Source organism: Mesorhizobium australicum (assembly GCF_900177325.1).
GTDB lineage: Bacteria > Pseudomonadota > Alphaproteobacteria > Rhizobiales > Rhizobiaceae > Mesorhizobium_A > Mesorhizobium_A australicum_A.
Genome location: NZ_FXBL01000004.1, coordinates 1,814,362 through 1,837,269, shown reverse-complemented (window position 1 = coordinate 1,837,269; position 22,908 = coordinate 1,814,362). Strand labels below are relative to the sequence as shown.

At 66.7% G+C, this 22,908-nt stretch carries 16 protein-coding genes, 1 tRNA gene and 1 pseudogene; 13 read left to right on the top strand and 5 right to left on the bottom strand.

The genetic code is table 11. The features are described from left to right. The first annotated feature begins 19 nt into the window (after nt 1-19). A complete protein-coding gene (locus B9Z03_RS11300) occupies nt 20-925 on the top strand; it encodes a LysR family transcriptional regulator (RefSeq protein WP_085464307.1) in 906 nt (301 codons plus the stop codon). Nucleotides 926-957: 32 nt separating this feature from the next. Here B9Z03_RS11300 and B9Z03_RS11295 read toward each other — a convergent pair. Continuing rightward, a tRNA-Gln gene (locus B9Z03_RS11295) sits at nt 958-1,031 on the bottom strand. Nucleotides 1,032-1,216: 185 nt separating this feature from the next. Here B9Z03_RS11295 and B9Z03_RS11290 point away from each other — a divergent pair. After that, complete coding sequence (locus tag B9Z03_RS11290; RefSeq protein ID WP_085464306.1) at nt 1,217-2,704, top strand: Ppx/GppA phosphatase family protein; 1,488 nt, start codon at nt 1,217-1,219, stop codon at nt 2,702-2,704. Next, on the top strand, nt 2,701-3,429 hold the full coding sequence (locus tag B9Z03_RS11285) for an RlmE family RNA methyltransferase (RefSeq protein ID WP_085467604.1): 729 nt from the start codon (nt 2,701-2,703) through the stop codon (nt 3,427-3,429). Before B9Z03_RS11290 ends, B9Z03_RS11285 begins: the two co-directional genes overlap by 4 nt. A 6-nt stretch (nt 3,430-3,435) precedes the next feature. On the opposite strand, the gene B9Z03_RS11280 is transcribed toward B9Z03_RS11285, so the two are convergent. The 3 genes from B9Z03_RS11280 to B9Z03_RS11270 all read right to left on the bottom strand — a co-directional run bounded on the left by B9Z03_RS11280 (nt 3,436) and on the right by B9Z03_RS11270 (nt 7,133). Further along, nucleotides 3,436-4,899, bottom strand: coding sequence for an MFS transporter (locus B9Z03_RS11280; protein WP_085464305.1), 1,464 nt, complete (start codon nt 4,897-4,899; stop codon nt 3,436-3,438). A 73-nt stretch (nt 4,900-4,972) separates the two neighbouring features. After that, nucleotides 4,973-6,013 carry a M48 family metallopeptidase gene (locus B9Z03_RS11275; RefSeq protein WP_085464304.1) on the bottom strand — a complete coding sequence of 347 codons (1,041 nt, stop codon included), beginning with the start codon at nt 6,011-6,013 and terminating at the stop codon, nt 4,973-4,975. Next, complete coding sequence (locus B9Z03_RS11270) at nt 6,003-7,133, bottom strand: YjgN family protein (RefSeq protein ID WP_085464303.1); 1,131 nt, start codon at nt 7,131-7,133, stop codon at nt 6,003-6,005. Before B9Z03_RS11270 ends, B9Z03_RS11275 begins: the two co-directional genes overlap by 11 nt. A gap of 210 nt (nt 7,134-7,343) precedes the next feature. Here B9Z03_RS11270 and guaB point away from each other — a divergent pair, with 210 nt between their 5' ends. The 3 genes from guaB (at nt 7,344) to B9Z03_RS11255 (ending at nt 11,057) form a co-directional block, all read left to right on the top strand. Next, nucleotides 7,344-8,849, top strand: coding sequence for an IMP dehydrogenase (guaB, locus tag B9Z03_RS11265; RefSeq protein ID WP_085464302.1), 1,506 nt, complete (start codon nt 7,344-7,346; stop codon nt 8,847-8,849). A gap of 94 nt (nt 8,850-8,943) precedes the next feature. Next, a complete protein-coding gene (locus B9Z03_RS11260; protein WP_085464301.1) occupies nt 8,944-10,572 on the top strand; it encodes an MFS transporter in 1,629 nt (542 codons plus the stop codon). 92 nt (nt 10,573-10,664) lie between these two features. After that, nucleotides 10,665-11,057, top strand: coding sequence for an MAPEG family protein (locus B9Z03_RS11255; protein ID WP_085467603.1), 393 nt, complete (start codon nt 10,665-10,667; stop codon nt 11,055-11,057). Between the two features lie 6 nt (nt 11,058-11,063). Here B9Z03_RS11255 and B9Z03_RS11250 read toward each other — a convergent pair. Then, nucleotides 11,064-11,948 (bottom strand): annotated as a pseudogene (locus B9Z03_RS11250) (LysR substrate-binding domain-containing protein); the annotation flags it as partial. A gap of 186 nt (nt 11,949-12,134) precedes the next feature. On the opposite strand from B9Z03_RS11250, the gene katG reads away from it, so the two are divergent. The 7 genes from katG to B9Z03_RS11215 all read left to right on the top strand — a co-directional run bounded on the left by katG (nt 12,135) and on the right by B9Z03_RS11215 (nt 22,878). Beyond that, the gene (gene katG / locus B9Z03_RS11245) at nt 12,135-14,363 is read left to right on the top strand and encodes a catalase/peroxidase HPI (RefSeq protein WP_085464300.1); all 2,229 of its coding nucleotides are present in this window, start codon (nt 12,135-12,137) and stop codon (nt 14,361-14,363) included. A gap of 204 nt (nt 14,364-14,567) precedes the next feature. Then, entirely contained in the window at nt 14,568-15,359 is a 792-nt protein-coding gene (pcaD, locus tag B9Z03_RS11240; RefSeq protein WP_085464299.1) for a 3-oxoadipate enol-lactonase, read from the top strand. 41 nt (nt 15,360-15,400) lie between these two features. Further along, nucleotides 15,401-17,491 (top strand): 3-hydroxyacyl-CoA dehydrogenase NAD-binding domain-containing protein, encoded by a 2,091-nt coding sequence (locus B9Z03_RS11235; RefSeq protein WP_085464298.1) that lies wholly within the window; start codon nt 15,401-15,403, stop codon nt 17,489-17,491. Further along, the gene (locus tag B9Z03_RS11230; protein ID WP_085464297.1) at nt 17,488-19,170 is read left to right on the top strand and encodes an AMP-binding protein; all 1,683 of its coding nucleotides are present in this window, start codon (nt 17,488-17,490) and stop codon (nt 19,168-19,170) included. Before B9Z03_RS11235 ends, B9Z03_RS11230 begins: the two co-directional genes overlap by 4 nt. A gap of 3 nt (nt 19,171-19,173) precedes the next feature. Then, nucleotides 19,174-20,355: an acetyl-CoA C-acyltransferase gene (locus B9Z03_RS11225; protein ID WP_085464296.1), complete on the top strand. Its 1,182-nt coding sequence runs from the start codon at nt 19,174-19,176 to the stop codon at nt 20,353-20,355. Nucleotides 20,356-20,508: 153 nt separating this feature from the next. After that, the gene (gene pimC, locus B9Z03_RS11220; RefSeq protein ID WP_085464295.1) at nt 20,509-21,711 is read left to right on the top strand and encodes a pimeloyl-CoA dehydrogenase large subunit; all 1,203 of its coding nucleotides are present in this window, start codon (nt 20,509-20,511) and stop codon (nt 21,709-21,711) included. An 18-nt stretch (nt 21,712-21,729) separates the two neighbouring features. Then, entirely contained in the window at nt 21,730-22,878 is a 1,149-nt protein-coding gene (locus tag B9Z03_RS11215; protein WP_085464294.1) for an acyl-CoA dehydrogenase family protein, read from the top strand. The last annotated feature ends 30 nt before the right edge of the window (nt 22,879-22,908 follow it).

Here is a 22,908-nt window from a genome sequence, read left to right as displayed (position 1 = left end):
GACTTGATGCGGATCCGGAATGAACCTGAGCCGAACTCTCATCCCCGACCTGATGGTCCTGCAGGCCTTCGAAAGTGCTGCGCGCCATGGCAATTTCACCCGCGCGGCGACCGAACTGAACCTCACGCAGAGCGCGATCAGCCGGCAGGTCAAGACGCTGGAAGGGCAGCTCGGCGTGCTCCTGTTCGAGCGGGTGCGCCAGCGTGCGGTGCTGTCCGACGCCGGCCGCCAGCTCCTGCCCTCGGTGCGGCGCCTGCTGGCGCAGTCGGAGGAGATGGTGCTGCGCGCCCGCGCCGGCGCCGACGGGCGCACGGTGCTGTCGATCGCCACCTTGCCCACTTTCGGCAGCCGCTGGCTGATGCCGCGACTGCGCGATTTCCTCGAAGGTCATCCGGGCGTCGCGGTGGACGTCGCCTCGCGCGCGCAACCCTTCGACCTCGAGGCCGAGGACGTCGACCTCGCCATCCATTACGGCCAGCCGGTGTGGGCCAACGCCGTCTGCACCTATCTCTGCAGCGAGGTGATCCTGCCGGTGGCAAGCCCCGCGCTCCTCGACGCAAGCCCGGTCCGCGAACCCTCCGACCTCGAAACCCGGCCCCTGCTGCACCTCGCCACCCGCCCTAAGCTCTGGGCCGAGTGGTTCCAGCTCAACGGCCTCGGCGGCGAGCAGGCCTATCGCGGCAACCGCTTCGACCAGTTCGCCATGGTCATCGAAGCCACCGTGCGCGGCATGGGCTTCTCGCTCCTGCCGCTCTACCTGATCGAGGACGAGATCGCGTCCGGCCGCCTGCGCATCGTCTTCGACCGCCCGATGCCGACCGACAACAGCTATTACGTCGTGCTGCCCGAGGGCAAGCGCGACGACACGCTGGCCCAGGCCTTCCAGGCCTGGCTGCTGAGCCAGGTCGGCACGCGGCTGGCGTGAGACGCCAGCACAGATCGAAGCTGAAGAGAGAGTGGCTGGGGAACCTGGATTCGAACCAGGACTAACGGAGTCAGAGTCCGTGGGTCTACCGTTAACCTATTCCCCAACGCCGCCGCGAAAAGCGTCGCGGCTATGGTGCGGCGGCTTTTATCGACGGGAGCGAAATAGTCAAGCCCAAAGGCGAATTCAAGGCATGTGCCGGACGACCGCCGTTGCACAATGCTCCATGCAAGCCCCCTTGGTGATTGGCCATCGGACTGCTATGTTGTCGTCAACGCTAGACAAAGCGCGATGCCGCGTCCCGATCGGGTTCGCGCCGCGCATGAAGGACACCACGTGGACGACCCCGACACGAGCGGCAATGCGCCGCATCGCGGGGGGCATCCGGACCGAGCCGGCGACGAGCGCCGAACGTCCGGCGGCGATCGCGGACAACCGCGGCAGCCAGGCAAAGCGGCGACGCGCGAGCGGGCCGTGGCCCCCAGCCAGACACACCGCAAGAGGCGAAAGCGCAAGCGCGGCCGCAAGGTTTTCGCGCGCGACGGGTCGATAGCGCCGACGCCCCAGGCCGGCGCGAAACACCCGCAAGGTCCGGTTCCAAGCGCGGGAACCGAGGATCGCACGCACGCCGCCGTTGCGACGCACAGCGCACTGCAGTCATCCAGCGCCGCGGCTGACGCTCCCCCGGCAGGAGCCTCCTCTTCCAACGAATCTGTCGGCGCGGCGAACGGCAGGATCGGCGCGCCAGCCTATCCGCGCGCACCCCGTCCCGGCGACCAGCCAGTCTATGCCGCACTCGACCTCGGCACCAACAATTGCCGGCTGCTCGTCGCGGTGCCGACCCGGCCAGGGCAGTTCCGCGTCATCGACGCCTTCTCGCGCATCGTGCGGCTGGGCGAAGGGCTGACGGCCACCGGCCGGCTCGGCGACGCGGCGATGGCCCGCGCCATCGACGCGCTTGCTGTGTGCGCCACCAAGCTCGGCCTGCGCGAGATCCGCATGAAACGGCTGATCGCGACCGAGGCCTGCCGCTCGGCCGGCAATGGCGAAGAATTCCTCAGCCGGGTCACGGAGGCGACGGGGCTTGAGCTTGAGATCATCGACCGCGAGACGGAGGCGCGGCTCGCCGTCTCCGGCTGCGGCTCGCTGGTCGAGCCGGACACCGAGGCGGTGGTGCTGTTCGACATCGGCGGCGGCTCGTCGGAGATCGCGCTGATCGATCTCTCGGGCGAGCGCAGCCCGCATCTTGCCCGTCACATCGTCTCCTGGACCTCGCTGCCCGTCGGCGTCGTGTCGCTGGCCGAACGCTTCGGCGGCCGCCACGTCACGCGCGAGGTCTTCGACGACATGGTGGCCGACGTGGCGCGCATGCTAGATGCGTTTGAAGGGCGCGACCGGCTCGGCCGCCTCGTCGCCGGCGGCCGCTTTCATCTCCTCGGCACCTCCGGCACGGTGACGACGCTCGCCGGTGTCTATCTCGGGCTCGAACGCTACGACCGCAAGCGGGTCGACGGCCTGTGGCTGGAGCGCGCCGACGTGGATGCGATGACCGAGCGACTGCTTGGCTGGGACTTTGCCGCCCGCGTCGCCAATCCCTGCATCGGCGCCGACCGCGCCGACCTCGTGCTCGCCGGCTGCGCCATTCTCGAAGCGATCCGGCAGGTCTGGCCGTCGGAGCGGCTAAGGGTCGCCGACCGCGGGCTGCGCGAAGGCATCCTCACCGAGCTGATGGCGTCTGACGGCGCGTGGCGGCGCAACCGCTGGCGGAGCGCGCCATGAAGAAGCCGACCTCCGGCAAGGGGCCGACCCGCGTCCTCCGAACGAAGATCAAGAAGAAGAGCGGGCTTAAGGAATCCTCGCGCCGCTGGCTCGAGCGGCACATGAACGACCCCTATGTGCAGCGCTCCAAGGCGGAAGGCTATCGCTCCCGCGCGGCCTACAAGCTGATCGAGATCGACGAGCGCTACAAGCTGTTGAAGTCCGGCATGCGCGTGGTGGACCTCGGGGCCGCCCCAGGCGGCTGGTGCCAGGTCGCGGCGCGCAAGCTCGGCTCGACCGACGAGAAGCCGCTGATCGCTGCGATCGATTACCTCGACATGGACCCGGTGCCGGGCTGCGTCATCCTGAAGAAGGATTTTCTCGATGACGACGCGCCGGCCGCGCTCATCGAGGCGCTCGGCGGCCCGCCCGACGTCGTGATCTCGGACATGGCGGCGCCCACCACCGGGCATCGCCGCACCGACCACATCCGCACCATGCATCTCGGCGAAGTGGCTGCCGACTTCGCGATCTCGGTGCTGAAGCCCGGCGGGCATTTCCTCACCAAGACTTTCCAGGGCGGCACGGCCAACGACCTGCTGACCATGCTGAAGCAGAACTTCAAGTCGGTGCACCACGTCAAGCCACCGGCCTCGCGCGACGAGTCGGTGGAGCTGTTCCTGCTCGCCAAGGACTTCAAGGGACGGAAGGACGTGGACCAGGTATCCTCAGTCTCCGAAGACTGATGAGCCTCACTGCTGCGGCGGGTTGATCGGCGTCGTCGAGCGCGCCACGGGGGCCTTGCCGGAGACCGAGCTGCCGGCGTCGGGATCGAGCCAGACGAAAGGCAGGGCGGCGAGCGAGGTGAGCGCCGCCACGATGAGGAAGGCCCAGACGAAGGCGTGCGTCGTAAGCGCCTCGCCGGTGATCAGCGAGATCGCCTCCAGCGCCCCGCCCGCCACCGCCACGCCCAGCGCGATCGAAATCTGTTGCGTCGCCGCCGCCAGGGCCGTCGCTTGTGCAGCCTGGGCCTCCGAGATCTCGGCGAAGACCAGCGCATTGACCGAAGTGAAGAACAGCGAGCGCAGGAAACCGGAAGCGAACAGCACCGCAACGATCACCGGCCAGGGCGTCCCGGCCGTGAACGAGGCGTTGATGCCGATGAAGGCCGCCCCTGCCAGGCCGCCCGCGATCAGCACGTTGCGGAAGCCGCCTGCCCTCAGCGCCGCCGAGGCCATGAACTTGAGCAGGATCGCGCCGCCCGCCGATGCGAAAGTCAGCATACCGGACTGGAACGGCGTCATGCCGAAACCGAGCTGGAAGAACAGCGGCAGAAGGAACGGCACCGCGCCCGCCCCGATGCGGAACAGCGAGCCGCCGAGGATCGCGGCGCGGAAGACCGGATTGGAGAAGAGCCTGAGGTCGAGGATCGGCGCTGGCGTGCGCCTGGCGTGGCGGACATAGAGCCAGCCGCAGGCGAGCCCGAACAGCGCCGTCGCGAGGCCGACGGCCGGTGGCAGCGCCGGCAGGCTCACCACCGACAGGCCGAAGACGATGCCCGACGCCGCCATGGCCGAAAGGACAAAACCCTTCCTGTCGAGCGAGCCGCCGCCGCTCGGCTCGATGTCGGGCAGCACACGGCCCGCGAGATAGATGCCGGCCAGTCCGATCGGCAGGTTGATCAGGAAGATCCAGTGCCAGGTGAAGAAGGTGGTGATGAAGCCACCGACGGGCGGGCCGATCAGAGGGCCGATCAGGCCCGGTATGGTGAGCCACGCCATCGCCTGCACCAGCTCCGACTTCGGCGTCGCGCGCACCAGAACGAGGCGCGCCACCGGCGTCATCATCGCTCCACCCATGCCCTGCACGAAGCGCGCCACGACGAAGGCTCCGAGCGAGCCCGCGAAGGCACAGGCGACCGAGCCGAGCACGAAGACGCCGATCGCGATGCGGAACACGCGCTTGGCGCCGAAGCGCTCCGCCATCCAGCCGCTCACCGGGATGAAGATCGCCAGCGACACGAGATAGGCGGTGAGCGCCAGCTTCAGCGCGACCGGGCTGGTGCCGATGTCGGAAGCGATCGCCGGTAGCGAGGTGGCGATGACGGTCGAATCCATCTGCTCCATGAACAATGCGACCGCCAGCACCAGTGGTGCCGTTCTGCCGAGCGGGGCAGGTTCCACGGATGTGGAGGAAGGATTTGCGCGATCCTGCATGTCGCCGCGCGGTTAGCACGGAGCGCGGGGCTTGTCGCGACCGATCGACAGGGCCAGCCGCTTTGCCTGACGGCTACTTCTTCGCAAGCTCCTCGGCATACGCCTTCACGGCCTCGATCCGCTGTTGCGTCGCGGGATGAGTGGATAAGAAATCCGTCCCGGAGCCCTTCTCCAGCTTGTCGCGCATGATCTCGAGGAAGCCGACGATCGCCGCCGGGTCCTTGCCCGCCCTCAGCATCAACTCGACGCTCGATCTGTCGGCCTCTGCCTCCTGTCCGCGCGAATAGGAGAGGCCGGCGAGCGCCGATCCCTGCACGAGGATGTCCTCCGCGCCCGCACCGATGTCGCCGCCGATCAGCATGATAAGGGCCGCGATGCCCGCCGCGCGATAGAGCTGGCGCAGCGAGTGCTCGCGCTCGACATGGCCGATCTCGTGCGCCAGTACGCCGAGGACCGCGTCCTGTCCCGGCGCCAGCGCCACGAGCTCGTCGGTCAGGATGATCGAGCCGTCGGGCAGCGCAAATGCGTTCGGGCCGATCGAGCCGCCCTTGCGGAAGTGCAGCGCGTAGCCGCCCTGCCCGCGCGGCGTGAGCGCGGCAAGGGCGGAGAAACCTTCGCGGATCGAAGCCTGCCGGGCTTCCGGCAACTCGCTCTTCGCCAGCAGCGTCTCGTCCAGCGAGGCGAGCGCGCCCTGGCTCATCAGTTGCGGCACCACCGGCGGCGTGATCGCGACCGCCACCTCCACCAGCGCCGGCACTGCGAAGCGGTAGATCAGGAAGCAGAGCCCGACGACGAGCGCGGCGAAGACGAAGAGGCGCGGCCGGAACCGTTCGAGCTGGTGCACGGCCCCCGCCGCGCGGACCGCCGCTCCCGCGAGTGCGTCGACACCGTCATTGTCCGCCGTCTCGAACAGGCTGCCGTCCGGGAAAGAGAGCCGACGCGGGATCGAGCCGACGCGCGCGGAAAACTCGATTTCGGCCGGGGCCGCTCGTGCCAGCACTGCCTCGCCGGCCACAACGATCAGGTCGCCGTCGCCTGCCTTCGAGATGGCCGCCTCGATCTTGCGGCTCGACCCCGGCGGAAACCACGCGCCGCGGACGGGTTCAGAAGCCAAAATCGAAGCCCTCGACGTCCATGTATTCCGCCCCGACCGCCGAGCCGGTGTCCTGCACGTCGCCCAGATAGTCGTCGAGCGAGCCTGAGACTTCCAGCGCGGTGGCGGCCGCGAGGAACTTCGCCATGCGGATCGCCGCCCACGGCCGCGCGAGGCCGAGCGACAGGACGGTCGCTATCAGGTTCGTCACCGTGATCCAGGTGAAGCGCCCGCGATGGATGGCGGACCGGAAGCGATGGCGCCCATCGACCACCGTGGCGTTCAGAGCCACATTGCGCGTGCCGGCGCGGTAGATCAGCGTCACGATGGCGAGGATAACGATGAAAGGCAGGAAGGAGGTCGTCAGCACCTGCAGGATCGCGACGACGACGGCATCCGCGTCGTTCGTGCCGGTCGAGACATCCTCGTAAAGCGCATAGAGCGCGCTGCCGAGCGCCAGCGCCGACAGGCCCAAGACGACGATGGTCGCAAGCAGGATCACCGCCGGCAGGAGCCACTGGCCGTAGAGCTTGCGCAGCGCCGGATCGCTCGTGATCGGCCTACCACCATACGTCGTGTTGGCGAGCATGTAGCGCCACATCCAGCGCGACGCCACGGGTGCCAGGATGCCGAGCGTCAGCCAGGTGACAGCGCCACCCAGCACATAGGCGCGGAAAGCGCCCCAGTAGCCGCCGTGGAAATCGAAGCGGACATTGCGGAAGCTCGTCACCCGCGCATTGAAGCGCAGCCCGCGCATGACGAACCAGGGCAGGGCCAGGACGAAGAGCGGAACGAGGACGAGACCCGCCAGCGGCACTACGTTGAGGACGACGTTATAGACCATGAGAACGACCAGCACGATGATCCGCCCGATCAGGATCTGCACCGGTCGAGCATGGTAGTCGAAGCTCGATCCCGCCAGGTGCGTGTTGCCGTAGAAGTAGCGCAGCCGTCTTACCTTCGCCCAGGCGGAGTAAATGCCGAGCGTCACGATGGTCAGCAGGACGTTGACGATCCAGATGCCGAAATATTCGCTGGTCCTACCGGTGAAGACGAAAGGTTCGACACTTGTTGCCTGAGCCGGCGGCGGTTGCGAAGACAACGGTTCTGCCGCCCTCCCCCAAGGTTGCGTCGTCGCCATGGTCGTTTCGTCCCCGATTGCCGCAGCGTAACTTGCCGTTCGACCCGACGGTTTACAAGTGGGCCGTCCGGCGGGAGGAAGCCGAATCTCCCGCTTTGCATTCCGTCGCAGCCGTGTTACCAGCCGGTGCCAATCCTGAAAGGGACATTTCGAGTCGGCGCGGCCCAAACCCCGGGCGTCAGCGCCATATTCGCATTCAAGGATCGGCCAATGGCGAAAATCATCGAGACCGCGACCGGCGCCCAGGCGCTTACCTTCGACGACGTGCTGCTCCAGCCCGGCCATTCCGACGTCATGCCGGGCGAGACCGACGTGCGCACGCGGATCGCCGGCGACATCGACCTCAACATCCCGATCCTGTCGGCAGCGATGGATACCGTCACCGAGGCGCGGCTTGCCATCTCGATGGCGCAGGCCGGCGGCATCGGCGTCATCCACCGCAACCTTTCGCCGGATGAGCAGGCCGAGCAGGTCCGCCAGGTCAAGAAATACGAATCCGGCATGGTCGTGAACCCTGTCACGATCGGCCCCGACGCAACGCTGGCCGACGCCCTGGCGCTGATGAAGGCGCACGGCATCTCCGGCATCCCGGTCGTCGAGAACGGCGGCGAGGGCGGCCAGCGCACCGGCCGGCTCGTCGGCATCCTCACCAACCGCGACGTGCGCTTCGCCTCCGACCCGTCGCAGAAGGTATACGAGCTGATGACGCGGGAGAACCTCGTCACGGTGCGCGAGAACCGCGTCGATCAGGAGGAAGCCAAGCGTCTGCTCCACAGTCACCGCATCGAAAAGCTGCTGGTGGTCGACCAGAAGGGCCATTGCGTCGGACTGATCACCGTCAAGGACATCGAGAAGACGCAGCTCAACCCCAATGCCTCCAAAGATGCGCAAGGCCGCCTGCGGGTCGCCGCCGCCACCAGCGTCGGCCAAGACGGGTTCGAGCGCGCCGAGCGGCTGATCGCGGCCGGCGTCGACCTGCTCGTCATCGACACCGCGCACGGCCATTCTCAGCGCGTGCTCGACGCCGTCACCAAGGCCAAGAAGCTCTCCAACTCAGTGCGCATCCTTGCCGGCAACGTCGCGACCGCCGAAGGCACCCGTGCGCTGATCGACGCGGGCGCGGACGCGGTCAAGGTCGGCATCGGTCCGGGCTCGATCTGCACCACCCGCATCGTGGCCGGTGTCGGCGTGCCGCAGCTCTCGGCCGTCATCGCAGCCGCGGAGGAAGCCGCCAAGTCCGGCGTGTCGGTCATCGCCGACGGTGGCATCAAATATTCTGGCGATCTCGCCAAGGCGCTCGCCGCCGGTGCGAACGCCGCGATGATCGGCTCGCTGCTCGCCGGCACCGAGGAAAGCCCCGGCGAGGTCTACCTGCATCAGGGCCGTTCCTTCAAAGCCTATCGCGGCATGGGTTCGGTCGGCGCGATGGCGCGCGGCTCGGCCGACCGCTACTTCCAGGCCGAGGTACGCGACACGCTCAAGCTCGTGCCGGAAGGCATCGAGGGCCAGGTGCCCTACAAGGGGCCGGTCGGCGGCGTGCTGCACCAGCTCACCGGCGGTCTCAAGGCCGCGATGGGCTATGTCGGCGGGCGCGACCTGGCGGAATTCCGCGAGAAGGCGCAGTTCGTACGCATCTCCTCGGCCGGCCTGCGCGAGAGCCACGCCCACGATGTGACGATCACCCGCGAGAGCCCAAACTATCCGGGCGGGATGTAAGCCAGATCGGCGCAGCCCAAGGAACCAATCGACCACGCGCCGCGTCCCTGTGCTATAGGAGACGAATCTCACCTGGCAGGAGGAAGCCCGCAAGGTGCCGCAGCGCGCATCGACCCTAGCCCCGTTCCGGCACCCGACCTTCCGAGCCCTGTGGATTGCGACACTCGTCTCCAACCTCGGCGGGCTGATCCAGGGCGTCGGTGCCGGCTGGATGATGACGACCATCTCGGATTCGCACATCATGGTCGCGCTGGTGCAGGGCGCCACCACCCTGCCTATCATGCTGTTCTCGCTCGCCTCGGGCGCGCTCGCCGACAATTTCGACCGGCGGCGGATCATGCTGTTCGCGCAGATCATGATGATGGTCGTGTCGGTGGCACTGGCGGCAATCGCCTATCAGGGCTGGATCACGCCATGGCTGCTGCTCGCCTTCACCTTCCTGCTCGGCTGCGGCACGGCGCTGCACAATCCGCCGTGGCAGGCCTCGGTGGGTGACATCGTACCCCGCGAGGATCTTCCGGCCGCCGTGACGCTCAACTCGATGGGCTTCAACCTGATGCGCAGCGTCGGCCCGGCGGTCGGCGGCATCATCGTGGCGACAGCCGGGGTCGCGGCGGCGTTCCTCGCCAATGCCGTGAGCTACGTGACGCTGATCGCGGCGCTCTGGCGCTGGAAGCCGGTCTATCCGCCGCGGGCCCTGCCGCGCGAGAGTTTTCTCAGCGCAATGTCGGCCGGCCTGCGCTACGTGTCGATGTCGCCCAATCTCCTGATTGTGATGTTCCGCGCCTGGCTGTTCGGCATCGCGGCGATCTCGTCTCTGGCTCTGCTGCCACTCGTGGCGCGTGAGCTCGTCGGTGGCGGCGCACTGACCTATGGCGGCCTGCTCGGCGCCTTCGGCGTCGGCGCGATCCTCGGCGGCTTCATCAACGGTATCGTGCGCGAGCGGTTCAGCAACGAGTGGATCGTGCGGCTCGCCTGTATCGGCTTCGGGCTGAGCAACATCCTCGTCGCCCTCAGCGGCAATGTCTGGCTCAGCCACCTGCTGCTTCTGCCTGCCGGCGCCTGCTGGGTGTTCGCGCTGTCGCTGTTCAACGTCACGGTACAGCTGTCGACGCCGCGCTGGGTGGTGGCCCGCGCGCTCTCCCTCTACCAGACGGCCACGTTCGGTGGCATGGCTATGGGCAGCTGGCTCTGGGGGGCGACCGCGGATGCGTCCGGCCCTGCCGCTGCGCTCATCGTATCGGGCGCCGTCCTCATCGCCAGCGTTGCCGTGGGGCTATGGCACCGCCTGCCTGAGTTCGGCGCGCTCAACCTCGACCCGCTCGATCAGTTCAGGGAGCCCGAACTGCGCCTCGACCTCAAGGCGCGCAGCGGGCCGATCATGATCATGGTCGATTACACGATCGCACAGGAGAACGTGCCCGCCTTCCTGGCCGCGATGACGGCGCGCCGGCGCATCCGCATCCGCGACGGCGCGCGGCAATGGGCGCTGCTGCGCGATCTCGAGAATCCCGAGGTCTGGACGGAGAGCTATCACGTCCCGACCTGGATCGAGTATCTGCGGCACAATCAGCGCCGCACTCAGGCCGATGCAGAGGTGAACGAAGCCCTGCAGAAACTGCACAAGGGACCGGCGCGGCCGCGCGTGCACCGGATGATCGAGCGCCAGACCGTGCCGGTAAGCGACGACATGCCGCTCAAAGGCACCCCGGATATCCTGTAGGCGCGACCACGGATTGCGTGTCACCGCGAATCGGGTAGCGTCGGCGCGGATATTGGGAGGCCGACTTGAACCAGACTGCCATTTTCTGGCCGATGCTGCTGCAGGTGGCGCTGATCTACGCGATCTACGCGCTGATCTCGGTGCGCCGCAAGGCTGCGGTGCGGGCCGGAAGCATCAGGACGTCCGACTTCCGCGAGAACCGCAACGAACCGCCCGAAAGCCTGTTCGTCCGCAATAATCTCGCCAACCAGTTCGAGTTGCCGGTGCTGTTCTTCGCCGCCTGCCTGGCGCTTTACGTGACCAACGGCGTCAACATCCTCACCGCCGTGCTGGCCTGGATCTTTGTCCTGTCACGCTGCGTTCACGCCGCGATCCACGTCACTACCAACCGCATCCGCCACCGCCAGCCCGCCTTCGTCGTCGGCTTCTTTGCCCTGCTGGCGATCTGGCTCTGGTTCGCTCTTCACATCGCCGGCCTCATCTGAGCCGAACAGGCGTTTCAGTGTCGTGGCGAGTGCTGCGCATTCGTTGCCGCGCGCGCTGCCGCGCCGCCACACGAGGCCGAGCGTTCGGGCAGGCGCCGGCTCTGCGAAGGGAACGATCCGCACGTCGCGCATCTCGCCGGCCGAAGGCAGCGCGATGGAGGGGATGAGCGTCACGCCGAAGCCATGTGCCACCATCTGTAGTAGCGTGGTGAGGCTGGTCGCGCCATAGTTCGCCATCGCGGCCGGGCGGGCGTTCCCGCACACCGCCAGGGCCTGATCGCGCATGCAATGGCCCTCCTCCAGCAGCATCAGCCGTTCGAGCACCGGGCTTTCGGGCGGCACCGGCGGCGTGACGAAACCCGGCTCCGAGGCCGGGATCGCGAGCAGGAACGTGTCCTCGAAGACCGGCTCGGCGGCGAGGCCTGCCTCCTCGATCGGCAGCGCCACGAGTGCGGCGTCGATGCGCCCGCCGAGCGTCTCGTCGATCAGCGTCCGCGTCACCGCCTCGCGCAATTCGAGCGTCAGCGAAGGGAAGAGGCCGCGAAGCTCAGGCAGGATCTTCGGCAGGATATAGGGCGCGACGGTGGGGATGATACCGAGCCTGAGCTTGCCCTCCATCGCCAGCCGGCCGCGCCGGGCGGTGCTTTCCAGGTCGCGAATCTCGTCGAGGATTGCCTCGATGCGCGGCTGGAGCGCCCGGCCGTCCTCGGTCATTCCGACCGCCTTGCCGCCGCGCTCGAACAGCCGGCATCCCAGCCGCTGTTCCATCTCGGCGATCTGTGCCGAGAGCGCCGGCTGCGTCACACCCGCGAGCTCCGCTGCCCGGCCAAAATGGCGCGTCTGCGCCAGCGCGTCGAAATATTCCATCTGCCGGACGGTCAATCTGATCATAAGATCAGGTTATCACGACGAACATGAAACGCAATTTGCGTTTATCGTCCTGGTTTTCTAGTTTGGAACCATTCCAGACTAGGCAGCCGCCTAACGATCCGCTTCGAGCGCGGCAGCCGGGGAATTCGCACGACACATTGCAGTGCCCGCTCCACGGGGAGCACCGGGACACGATCGGAGAACGATATGGACGCGCTAGAGGTCAACGAAAACACGGAAGCCAAGCCGGAGCCGAGATGCCCGGTGGCCCATGGCGCGACGATCGCCTCGAACCCGTCGATGCGATCGAACCGCGACTGGTGGCCGAACCAGCTCAACCTGAAGATCCTGCACCAGCATTCCTCGCTCTCCGATCCGATGGGGGAGGATTTCGACTATGCCGAGGAGTTCCAGAAGCTCGACCTTGAGGCCCTGAAGAAGGACCTCCACGCGCTGATGACCGATTCGCAGGACTGGTGGCCGGCCGACTTCGGCCATTACGGTCCCCTCTTCATCCGCATGGCCTGGCACTCGGCCGGAACCTATCGCACGGCCGACGGTCGCGGCGGCGCCGGAGCCGGCCAGCAGCGCTTCGCGCCGCTCAATTCCTGGCCGGACAACGTCAACCTCGACAAGGCCCGCCGCCTGCTGTGGCCGATCAAGCAGAAATACGGCAACAAGATTTCCTGGGCGGATCTGATGATCCTCACCGGCAACGTCGCACTCGAATCGATGGGCTTCAAGACATTTGGCTTCGCCGGCGGCCGCGCCGACGTCTGGGAGCCGGAAGAAGACGTCTACTGGGGCAAGGAAAACGTCTGGCTGGATGACAAGCGCTATTCGGGCGACCGCGAGCTCGAGAATCCGCTGGCAGCCGTCCAGATGGGCCTGATCTACGTCAATCCCGAAGGCCCGAACGCCAATCCGGACCCGATCGCATCTGCCCGCGACATCCGCGAGACCTTCGCGCGCATGGCGATGAACGACGAGGAGACCGTCGCGCTGATCGCTGGCGGCCATACCTTCGGCAAGACCCACGGTGCGGGCGACGCGCGGCTCGTCGGTCCGGAGCCGGAAGGTGCCGGCATCGAGCAGCAGGGTCTGGGCTGGGCGAGCAGCTTCGGCACCGGCAAGGGCGGCGATACGATCAGCAGCGGTCTCGAAGTCACCTGGACCTCGACGCCGACCAAGTGGACCAACAACTTCTTCTGGAACCTGTTCGGCTACGAGTGGGAGCTGACTAAGAGCCCGGCCGGCGCACACCAGTGGACGCCGAAACATGGCATGGGCGCCAACTCCGTGCCGGACGCACACGACAAGTCAAAGCGGCACGCGCCTGCGATGCTGACCTCCGACCTCGCGCTGCGCTTCGACCCGATCTACGAGAAGATCTCGCGCCGGTTCTATGAGAATCCCGACGAGTTCGCGGACGCCTTCGCCCGCGCGTGGTTCAAACTGACGCACCGCGACATGGGTCCTCGCGCCCGCTATCTTGGCCCGGACGTACCTGCCGAGGAACTGATCTGGCAGGATCCGGTGCCGGAAGTCGACCATGTTTTGATCGACGAGCAGGACGCGGCCGCCCTCAAGGCGAAGATCCTCGCCTCCGGCCTGTCCATCTCCGACCTCGTCTCGACCGCCTGGGCCTCGGCCTCGACCTTCCGTGGCTCCGACAAGCGCGGCGGCGCCAACGGCGCGCGCATCCGGCTCGCGCCCCAGAAGGACTGGGAGGTCAACCAGCCGGCCCGGCTCGCGACGGTGCTTTCGAAGCTGGAAACCGTCCAGAAGGAGTTCAACGAGGCGCAGGCCGGCGGCAAGAAGGTCTCGCTTGCCGACCTGATCGTGCTGGCTGGCAATGCCGGCGTCGAGCAGGCGGCCGCCAAGGCAGGATACCCGACCGAGGTTCCGTTCGTCCCCGGCCGCACCGACGCAACGGCCGAGCAGACGGACATCGAGTCCTTCGCGGTTCTGGAGCCGATCGCTGACGGCTTCCGCAACTACCTGAAGGGCAGGTACACCGTTTCGGCCGAGGAGATGCTGGTCGACAAGGCGCAATTGCTCACGCTCACGGCGCCGGAGATGACGGTGCTCGTCGGCGGCCTGAGGGTTCTCGGCGCGAATGTCGGCAACTCGACGCATGGCGTGTTCACGAACACGCCTGAAACCCTGACCAACGACTTCTTCGTCAACCTTCTGGACATGGCGACCGTGTGGAAGCCCGCGGCGGACGTCGAGGGCGTGTTCGAAGGGCGTGACCGGGCGAGCGGCGAGCTCAAGTGGACCGGCACCCGCGTCGACCTGGTCTTCGGCTCCCACTCGCAGCTGCGAGCGTTGTCCGAGGTCTATGGCAGCGCAGACGCCAAGGCGAAATTCGTGGACGACTTCGTCGCGGCCTGGGCCAAGGTGATGCACGCCGACCGCTTCGACATCGCCTGATCGCGCAGCGCCCGGCGGGGCGCACGCAACACAAGTCTGAATTATGGCTCGAAAAGATGGGCGCGGAGCGATCCGCGCCCGTTTTTCGTTGGGGCGGGGTCGCTTTTGGATTATGCACCCCTGCATAAAAACTCGGCGATTGACCGGACATCGCCCTTGCAACATACTCAGTAGTATGTTTCGGGACAGGGAGGAGTTCCGACGATGAATTTCACGCACGCCAACGGCATCGTGCTGCATTACGAGGACACGGGCGGAGACCGTCCGGTCATCGTGTTCGCGAATTCGCTAGGCACCGACTTCCGCATCTGGGACAAGGTAGCAGCAGCGCTACGTCCTGATTTCCGCATCGTCCGCTACGACAAGCGCGGCCACGGCCTGTCGGAGGCGACGCCCGCGCCCTATGCGATGAGCGACCACGTCAACGACCTCGCCGCGCTGCTCGACGAGTTGCGCGTCAAGTCTGCCGTGATCGTCGGCCTTTCTGTCGGCGGCGTTATCGCACAGGGCTTGGCCGCCGTCCGGCCGGATCTCGTGCGCGGCCTCGTCCTGTCGAACACCGCGCACAAGATCGGCACGCAGGAAAGCTGGAACGCACGGATCGCGACCGTCGAGGCCGGCGGCATCGAAAGCATCGCCGACGCGGTGATGAAGCTGTGGTTCACGCCGGCCTTCCGCTCGCCCTCCAATGCGGAATTCGCTGGGTGCCGCGCCATGCTCGTGCGCAGCCCGCTCGCGGGCTATCTCGGCACGTGCGCGGCGCTGCGCGACAGCGACCTGACAGAATCGACCCGGGCGCTCAAGGTGCCGGTCCTCTGCATCGTCGGCGACCAGGATGGCTCGACGCCGCCCGATCTCGTGCGTTCGACCGCCAACCTTATCCGCGGCTCGGACTTCCGCATCGTCGCGGACGCCGGCCACATCCCCTGCGTGGAGCAGCCCGCTGCGGTGACCGCGCTGATCCGCCAGTTTCTCATGACCGCCAGGCTCGCCTGACGGCCGATCATCCTCTCGCGTCGAACCATTTGGAGTAGCTGATGTCCCAGCCCGTGACTGTCACCCGCGACGGCAATGTCGCCATCGTGACGATCGACAACCCGCCGGTGAACGCGATGTCGTTCCACGTCCGCGAGCCGCTGCACGCCCGCCTGCTCGAACTGCGCGACGACTCGTCAGTCGAAGCCCTCGTGCTCGCCTGCGCCGGCCGCACCTTCGTGGCGGGCGCCGACATTACCGAGTTCGGCAAGCCGATACAGTATCCCTTCCTGCCGGAGATCATCGACCTGATCGAGACCTTCCAGAAGCCGACCGTCGCTGCCGTTCACGGCACCGCGCTCGGCGGCGGCCTCGAACTGGCGATGGGCTGCCACTTCCGCGTGGCGGAGGCCTCGGCCAAGATGGGGTTGCCGGAAGTCAAGCTCGGCATCCTGCCGGGCGCAGGCGGCACGCAGCGCCTGCCGCGCCTCGTGGGGCCGTCCAAGGCCTTGAAGATGATCGTGTCCGGCACGCCGATCGGTGCGAAGGACGCGCTCGCAAGCGGCCTGGTCGATGAGGTGGTGGACGGGGATCTCCTGGCGAATGCGATCCGGTTCGCGCGTGAAAAGGCTGCCTCGAAGGCCACGCTGATTGCCGTCAGCCAGCGCGACGACAAGCTCGCCCCGGTGCGCGCGAACATGGCTGCCTTCGACGCCGAGATCGCCGAGGTACTTAAGAAGTCCAAGGGCCTCGACGCGCCCAAGACCTGCGCCCAGTCGGTGCGCAACGCGCTGACCATGCCCTTCGCCGAGGCAGCAACCGCCGAGCGCAACTTCTTCCACGAACTCGTCAAGGGCGACCAGTCGCGCGCGCAACGCCACCTGTTCTTCGCCGAGCGCGAGGCGAACAAGGTGCCGGGCGTCGGCAAGGACGACAAGCCGCGCAAGATCGCCAAGGTGGGCGTCATCGGCGCCGGCACCATGGGTGGCGGCATCTCGATGTCCTTCGTCAACGGCGGCATCCCGGTCACCATCCTTGAAATGTCCGACGAGGCACTGAAGCGCGGGCTCGGCGTCATCGAGAAGAACTACGGCATCTCCGTCTCGCGCGGCTCGTTGACCGAGGAGGCCAAGGCCAAGCGGATGTCGATGTTCAAGGGGACGACCGACTATGCCGATCTCGCCGACTGCGACCTGATCATTGAGGCGGTCTTCGAAGAGATGGGCGTCAAGGAGAAGGTGTTCGGCACGCTCGACAAGATCGCCAAGCCGGGCGCGATCCTCGCCTCCAACACCTCCTATCTCGACGTCAATGAGATCGCGAAGTTCACCAGCCGCCCGCAGGACGTGCTCGGCATGCACTTCTTCTCGCCGGCCAACGTGATGAAGCTGCTGGAGATCGTGCGCGGTTCGAAGACCGCGCCTGACGTCATCGCCACCGCGATCGCCGTCGGCAAGGCGATCGGCAAGGTGCCGGTGGTCGTCGGCGTTTGCCACGGCTTCGTCGGCAACCGCATGCTCGGCGCGCGCGGCGCAGAGGCGGAGGACCTTTTGCTCGAGGGTGCTACGCCTGCCCAGGCCGACAAGGTCTTCACCGATTTCGGCTGGCCGATGGGCACCTATCAGATGTGGGACCTCGCCGGCCTCGACATCGGCTGGCGCACGCGCAAGTCGCTCGGCAAGACGGCCGCCATTGGCGACGCGCTCTGCGAGCAGGGCCGCTACGGCCAGAAGACCGGCAAGGGCTACTACCTCTATCCGGACGGCCGCACGCCGGTCTCCGATCCGGAGGTCGAGGCGCTGATCGTCGAAAAGGCGCGCGAGAAGGGCATCAACCGCCGCGACATCTCCAACGAGGAGATCACCGAGCGCATGATGTATCCGATGATCAACGAGGGTGCGCGCATCCTGGAGGAGGGCATCGCCATCCGCTCCTCCGACATCGACACGGTGTGGGTCAACGGCTACGGCTTCCCGGTCGGCAAGGGCGGTCCGATGTTCTGGGCCGAGCTCGTGGGTCTGCCGAAGATCGTCGAGCGGCTCGACTACTGGTACGGCAAGACCGGCAAGGAGGTCTACAACCCCTCGCCGCTGCTCAGGAAGCTGGCCGCGCAAAACGGCAGCTTCGCAGATGCCACCAAGGCCGCTGCATGATCCAGGCGATCGCGGGCGACCCCTGGCCCTGGGCCAGGTCCTATCCGGGGGGCTTCTCCCCGGACGTCGCCCTCGACACCTGGCCGGTCCATGAGGCTGTCGACCGGAGCGCCGAGCAATTCGGCGATACGATCGCCTTCATCTTCCGCGACGCGAAGATCAGCTACCGCGACCTCAAGCGCGAGGCCGACCGCGCCGCGGCCGGTTTCGCGGCAATCGGCATCGGCAAGGGCGACCGGGTCGCCCTCCTCCTGCCCAACACGCTCTACCACCCCTATGCCTTCTTCGGCGCGCTGAAGGCGGGCGCCACTGTGGTTCACCTCTCGCCGCTCGACGCGCCGAAGGTCGTCGCTCACAAGCTCACCGATTCCGGCGCGCGGACGCTCGTCACCACCAATATCGGCGGCATTGCGGCCGGTGCCGTTGCGCTGCTGGAGTCCGGCCTCGTCGACCGCCTCATCGTCGGCGACGATGCACGTTTCGGCTCCTCCCCGCTCACCGGCCCGCTGCCCGCCGCGGACGGCGTGACCGACTGGGACGACTTCATCGGCACCGCCGGTCCGGCATCCTTCCAGTCCGTCGCAGTCGAAGACCTCGCCCTGCTGCAATATACCGGTGGCACCACCGGCCTGCCCAAAGCGGCAATGCTGACGCATGCGAACCTGTCGGCGGCCGTCTCCTCCTATGCGCTCTGGAGCGCGGCGGACGGGCTGACGCGGGTAGGCAAGGAAAAGGTGCTGCTGGTCCTCCCCCTTTTCCATATCTACGCGCTGGTCGCCGTGATGCTGCGTGCGCTGATCGACGGCCAGACCATGGTCCTGCACACGCGCTTCGACGCCGAAACGGCGCTGGCCGAAATCGAGGCGGGCGTGACGGTCTTCCCCGGTGTGCCGACGATGTGGATCGCCATCTGCTCCTTGCCCGGCTTCGAGAAGCGCGACATTTCCTCGCTGCATTATTGCGGCTCCGGCGGCGCGCCCCTGCCCGTCGAGGTCGCACGCAGGCTGAAGGATCTCGCCGGTATCGAACTGCTCGGCGGCTGGGGGATGACCGAGACCTCGCCTGCCGGTACAAACATTCCGCGCGGCCGTCCCGACAAGGCGGGCACGATAGGCCTGCCGCTGCCCGGTATCCGCATGCGCATCGTTGCACTCGACGATCCGCGCCGCGAGCTCGCCCGCGGCGAGACCGGTGAGATCGCGGTGAAGGGCGCCAACGTCACCTCCGGCTATCTCAACCGGCCGGACGAGAATGCGGCTGCCTTCGCCGACGGCTGGTTCCTCACGGGTGACATCGGGCACATGGACGAGGACGGCTTCATCTTCCTCGTCGACCGCAAGAAGGACATGATCATCTCCGGCGGCTTCAACGTCTATCCGCAGATGATCGAGCAGGCGATCTACGAGCATCCGGACGTCGAGGAAGTGCTGGTGATCGGCGTTTCCGACCCCTATCGTGGCGAGGCTGCGAAGGCCTTCGTCAAGCTGCATGCAGGCGCTTCCCCCCTGACGCTGGAAAGCCTGCGCGCCTTCCTCAAGGGCCGGCTTGGCCCGCACGAAATGCCCGCCGCGCTGGAGATCCGCGCAGCCCTTCCGCGCACGCCGGTGGGCAAGCTTTCCAAACTCGAACTCAAGCGGGAAGAGCGGGACAAGGCCGCATCCCAAAGCCAAGGAGCCTGAAGAATGGTCGACGCCGTCATCGTTTCAACTGCCCGCACGCCGATTGGCAAGGCCTATCGCGGCGCCTTCAACGACACCACCGGCGCTACGCTCGGCGGCCATGCGATAGAGCACGCTCTGAAGCGTTCCGGCATCGACGGCGCCGAGATCGAAGACGTCATCATGGGCTGCGCGATGCCCGAGGGCACCGACGGTGTCAACGTCGCGCGACGCGCACTGTTGACGGCCGGCCTGCCGGTCACGACCGCCGGCACCACGATCGACCGCCAGTGCTCGTCGGGCATCCAGTCGATGTCGCTGCTTGCCAACGCCATCCGCAATGACGGCGTCAAGATCGGCATCGCCGGAGGGCTTGAATCGATCAGCCTCGTTCAGAACGAGCACCAGAACACGTTCCGGCTCAAGGACGAGAAGCTGCTGTCGCTGCACCCGGCAGCCTACATGCCGATGATCGACACCGCAGAGGTCGTCGCCAAGCGCTACGGCATCTCGCGCGAGCGGCAGGACGAATATGCGCTGGAATCACAGAGGCGCACGGCCGCCGCCCGCGAGGCCGGCCGCTTCGCCACGGAGATCGCGCCGATGAAGACGCGCATGGCCGTGGTCGACAAGGAGACGAAGGCGATCTCCTACAAGGAGATCGAGGTCGTGCATGACGAAGGTCCGCGCGCCGACACGACGGCGGCAGGCCTTGCCGGCCTCAAGCCAGTGCGCGAGGGCGGCGTCGTCACCGCCGGCAATGCCAGCCAGCTCTCCGACGGCGCCGCCGCCTCGGTGATGATGAGCAGCAAGGAGGCCGAGAAGCGCGGCCTCACCCCGCTCGGGATCTTCCGCGGCTTCAACGTCGCCGGCTGCGAGCCCGACGAAATGGGCATCGGCCCTGTCTTCGCCGTGCCGCGTCTGCTCGAACGCCACGGCCTCAAGATCGACGACATCGGCCTGTGGGAGCTCAACGAGGCCTTCGCCGTGCAGGTGATCTACTGCCGTGACCGGCTGGGCATCGACCCGTCCAAGCTCAATGTCGACGGTGGGGCGATCGCGGTCGGCCATCCTTACGGCATGAGCGGTGCACGTCTCGCCGGCCATGCTCTGATCGAGGGCAAGCGCCGCGGCGTCAAGTATGCCGTCGTGACCATGTGCATCGGCGGAGGCATGGGCGGCGCCGGACTGCTGGAGATCGTGTGAGGACAGCCCTCTTCTCCCCGTTCACGGGGAGAAGATGCCGGCAGGCAGACGAGGGGCGGTGCCTGCGACTGGAAAAGTGACCGCCCCTCATCCGGCCCTTCGGGCCAACTTCTCCCCGTGAACGGGGAGAAGAGAAAAAGAGGGAGAACGCATATGGACCTTCGCTTCACGCGCGAGGAAAACGCCTTCCGCGAGGAGGTTCGCGCCTTCTTCGCCGAGAACCTCGACCCCGATATCCGCCGCAAGACTGTAGACGGCGAATATCTCGGCAAGGAGGATCTCGTCTCCTGGTCGCGCGTGCTGAACGCGCATGGCTGGGGTGCGCCCCACTGGCCGGTCGAATATGGCGGCACCGGCTGGGACCCAATGCGGCAATATATCTTCCTCGAGGAGCTGCAGAAGTTCCCCGCGCCGCAGCCGCTCGCCTTTGGCGTCAACATGGTGGGACCGGTCATCTACACCTTCGGCTCGAAAGCGCAGAAGGAGCGCTTCCTGCCGCGCATCCGCAACCTCGACGACTGGTGGTGCCAGGGGTTCTCGGAACCCGGCGCCGGCTCCGACCTCGCCTCGCTCAAGACCCGCGCGATCCGCGACGGCGACCACTACATCGTCAACGGCCAGAAGACCTGGACGACGCTAGCTCAATACGCCGACTGGATCTTCTGCCTCGTGCGAACCAATACAGAGGCCAAGAAGCAGGAGGGTATCTCCTTCCTGCTGATCGACATGAAGACGCCCGGCATCGAGGTCCGCCCGATCGTTACGATGGATGGCGGCCGCGAAATCAATGAGGTGTTCCTTACCGACGTGCGCGTGCCGGTGGAAAACCTCGTCGGCGAGGAAAACAAGGGCTGGGACTACGCCAAGTTCCTGCTCGGCAACGAGCGCACCAACATCGCCCGCATCGGCGTGTCGAAGCAGCGCATCGCCCGCATCCGCGAGCTCGCAGCGCTTGAACTCTCCGGCGGCCGGCCACTGCTGGAGGACGAGCGCTTCCGCGAAAAGCTCGCCTCGATCGAGATAGACCTCAAGGCGCTGGAGCTGACGCAGCTGCGCGTCGTCGCCGCAGATGCCAAGCGCGGCAATACCGGCAAGCCCGATCCCGCTTCTTCGATCCTCAAGATCAAGGGCTCGGAGATCCAGCAGGCGACCACACATCTCCTGATGGAGGTGATGGGCCCGTATGCTCTGCCCTATCAGGACCATGGACTAGACGGCCGCAACGAGCCCTTTGACGGACCCGAATACGCCGCCCACGCCGCGCCGTCCTATTTCAACAACCGCAAGGTCTCGATCTATGGGGGCTCGAACGAGATCCAGAAGAACATCATCGCCAAGGCCGTGCTGGGCCTTTAGGGACATCGTGAGGACGCAATGGATTTCGACCTGACCGAAGAACAGTCGCTCATCAAGGACCAGCTCGACCGCCTGCTGAAGGACCGCTACGGCTTCGAGGATCGCAAGAAATACATGGCTGCGGCCGAGGGTTTCAGTCCTGACATGTGGTCCGCCTATGCCGAGATGGGGCTGATGGCGCTGCCCTTCGCGGAGGGCCACGGCGGTATTGGCGGGGGGCCGGTGGAGACCATGATCGTCATGGAGTCCTTCGGCCGCGTGCTGGCGCTGGAGCCCTATTTTGCAACCGTCGTGCTCGGCGGCGGCTTCCTGCGTTCGGGCGCCAGCGACGAGCAGAAGGCGGAACTGATCCCCGGCATCGCCGACGGCTCGACCAAATACGCCTTCGCCCAGGTCGAGCGCGGCGCGCGCTACGACCTTGCACATATCTCGACCACCGCCGCGAAGGACGGCTCCGGCTGGAAGCTCTCCGGCGCCAAGAGCCTGGTCCTGCATGGCGACAGCGCCGACAGGCTGATCGTCACCGCGCGCACCGGCGGCGAGGCGGGCGAGGAGGCCGGCGTCGGCGTATTCGTCGTCGACGCGGGTGCCACCGGCGTTTCGCGGCGCGGCTACCCCACGCAGGACGGGCTGCGTGCCGCCGAAATCTCCTTCGACAACGTTCGGGCCGACCATGTGCTGGGCGATCCCGGCAACGGCATGCCCCTCGTCCGCACGGTGGTCGACCAGGCGATCGCGGCGCTTGCCGCGGAAGCGGTCGGCGTGATGTCGGCCATGCACGAGCTGACCGTCGACTACATCAAGGTGCGCAAGCAGTTCGGCGTCGCCATCGGCCAGTTCCAGGTGCTGCAGCACAAGGCGGTCGACATGTACATCGCCACCGAGCAGATGCGCTCGATCGCCATGTTCGCAACCATGATGGCAGACAGCGACGATGCCGACGAGCGCGCGCGCGCCATGCATGCCGCCAAGGTCGAACTCGGCCGCGGCGGTAGGCTCGCCGGCGAGAACGCAATCCAGTTGCATGGCGGCGTCGGCATGACGACGGAATATGCCGTGACGCACTACTTCAAGCGCCTGACGATGATGAACACGCTCTTCGGCGACGGCGATTTTCATCTGCGCAAGCTCGCCGCGCTTGGAGGATTGTTCGACAAGGCGGCGTAGGAGCCAAAGCGTCCATCGTTCCGGAGCTGC

Bases quoted from the DNA above. Each gene is read 5' to 3' on its own strand.
- B9Z03_RS11230 (WP_085464297.1), top strand. From the start codon at position 17,488: ATGATCCAGGCGATCGCGGGCGACCCCTGGCCCTGGGCCAGGTCCTAT.
- B9Z03_RS11290 (WP_085464306.1), top strand. From the start codon at position 1,217: ATGCCGCGTCCCGATCGGGTTCGCGCCGCGCATGAAGGACACCACGTG.
- B9Z03_RS11270 (WP_085464303.1), bottom strand. From the start codon at position 7,133: ATGGCGACGACGCAACCTTGGGGGAGGGCGGCAGAACCGTTGTCTTCG.
- B9Z03_RS11300 (WP_085464307.1), top strand. From the start codon at position 20: ATGAACCTGAGCCGAACTCTCATCCCCGACCTGATGGTCCTGCAGGCC.
- B9Z03_RS11225 (WP_085464296.1), top strand. From the start codon at position 19,174: ATGGTCGACGCCGTCATCGTTTCAACTGCCCGCACGCCGATTGGCAAG.
- pcaD (WP_085464299.1), top strand. From the start codon at position 14,568: ATGAATTTCACGCACGCCAACGGCATCGTGCTGCATTACGAGGACACG.
- pimC (WP_085464295.1), top strand. From the start codon at position 20,509: ATGGACCTTCGCTTCACGCGCGAGGAAAACGCCTTCCGCGAGGAGGTT.
- guaB (WP_085464302.1), top strand. From the start codon at position 7,344: ATGGCGAAAATCATCGAGACCGCGACCGGCGCCCAGGCGCTTACCTTC.
- B9Z03_RS11215 (WP_085464294.1), top strand. From the start codon at position 21,730: ATGGATTTCGACCTGACCGAAGAACAGTCGCTCATCAAGGACCAGCTC.
- B9Z03_RS11285 (WP_085467604.1), top strand. From the start codon at position 2,701: ATGAAGAAGCCGACCTCCGGCAAGGGGCCGACCCGCGTCCTCCGAACG.
- B9Z03_RS11255 (WP_085467603.1), top strand. From the start codon at position 10,665: ATGCTGCTGCAGGTGGCGCTGATCTACGCGATCTACGCGCTGATCTCG.
- katG (WP_085464300.1), top strand. From the start codon at position 12,135: ATGGACGCGCTAGAGGTCAACGAAAACACGGAAGCCAAGCCGGAGCCG.
- B9Z03_RS11280 (WP_085464305.1), bottom strand. From the start codon at position 4,899: ATGCAGGATCGCGCAAATCCTTCCTCCACATCCGTGGAACCTGCCCCG.
- B9Z03_RS11235 (WP_085464298.1), top strand. From the start codon at position 15,401: ATGTCCCAGCCCGTGACTGTCACCCGCGACGGCAATGTCGCCATCGTG.